Raw genomic sequence first — 1,314 nt, forward strand, 5'->3', positions numbered from 1 at the left:
AGCCAGCTCCCACAGGATTTGTGTGAACACAATGTTTGTGAACACCTTCAATCACTGTGGGAGCTGGCTTGCCAGCGATGAGGCCAGTGAACCCAGCGTAGATCCATCAGTCGTTGGTCAACTTGCCTGTACGAAACGCCACCCGCCCCGCCACTTTCGCCTGCCAGATCCCTGGCTCGGTATAGCGTCCGCGATCAAGCGCAAACAACACCCCACTGGTGCCGGCGCGCACGGTAGTCACGCGATCCTGCAACGGATCCACCACTTCAAACAGCGCATCACCCTTCTCCACCCACTCGCCAGCATTGCGCAGAAAACTCACCACACCATGGTGCGGCGCGAACAGGTATTCGGTGCCCTCGAACGGCAGACCTTCGCAGCACTCGCCCGGCGCTGCCGGCCACTCGCCGCTGATGAAACCCTGCTCAGCGAGGAAGCCCAGAATAGCCTCACAATTGGCCTGCGCCTGATCGACTCGAGTGTCGCCCATGCTGCCCAGTTCCAGCGTGGTCGCCAGATTCGCCGCAGGGATCGCGGCGTTGGGGAACGCCCGCGCCAGACGCAACCACGGCGTCGAGCAGGATTCATCGAACGAACTGCCGCCGGAGTCTTCACACAACAGCGCCACGCCGGCCTGCAAACGTGCCGCCAATGATTGCCACTGTGGCCAGTGCTGCGGCAGCGCGTACAAGTGAATCGCCGCGTCGAAATCACAATGCAGATCGAGGGTGATGTCGGCATCGCAGGCATGGCGCAGCAACAAACGATGCAACGCTTCCAGTTGCGACGCCGGGGCCGGCAGGTCTTCGAACACTTGCCCCATGGCTTGGCGGATCAGTGCAACGTTGACCTCGGCATCAGCGCCCAGACGCTCACCGATCAACGCCCCGACCGGCGCGCTGAGTTCGACGAAGGCACGGTTGAAGTTCTTGCCGCTGCCCAGTTCGAAGCGGCCCATGTGCGCACCTTGCACGTGTTGATCGAGGCCGATCGGGTTGGCCACCGGCACCAATTCGATCACGCCCTGCAAACGGCCTTGCTGTTCGAGCTCATTGAGGCGTTGCTTGAGTTCCCACGCGGTGCGCATGCCCGGCAGTTCATCGGCGTGCAGGCTGGCCTGGATGTACACCTTGCGGGTGCCCGCGCCATAGCGGAACACGCTGAGCGAGCGCTCACTGCCCAAGTGGCTCCAGGGCAGAACATGGTCGATGCGTTGCATGGGAAGACTCCGATGTTTCTGTAGGAGCTGCCGAAGGCTGCGATCTTTTGATCTTGTTTTTCACAAGCAAAGTCAAAAGATCGCAGCCTTCGGCA

1 protein-coding gene is annotated in these 1,314 nt (G+C 61.3%); it reads right to left on the bottom strand.

Going from position 1 to position 1,314, the window contains the following annotated elements; all coding sequences use genetic code 11:
* Positions 1 to 106: 106 nt before the first annotated feature.
* Entirely contained in the window at positions 107 to 1,219 is a 1,113-nt protein-coding gene (locus tag PMI23_RS28435) for a succinylglutamate desuccinylase/aspartoacylase family protein (protein ID WP_007915058.1), read from the bottom strand.
* Positions 1,220 to 1,314: the final 95 nt, after the last annotated feature.

Source organism: Pseudomonas sp. GM24, from assembly GCF_000282235.1.
Lineage (GTDB): Bacteria > Pseudomonadota > Gammaproteobacteria > Pseudomonadales > Pseudomonadaceae > Aquipseudomonas.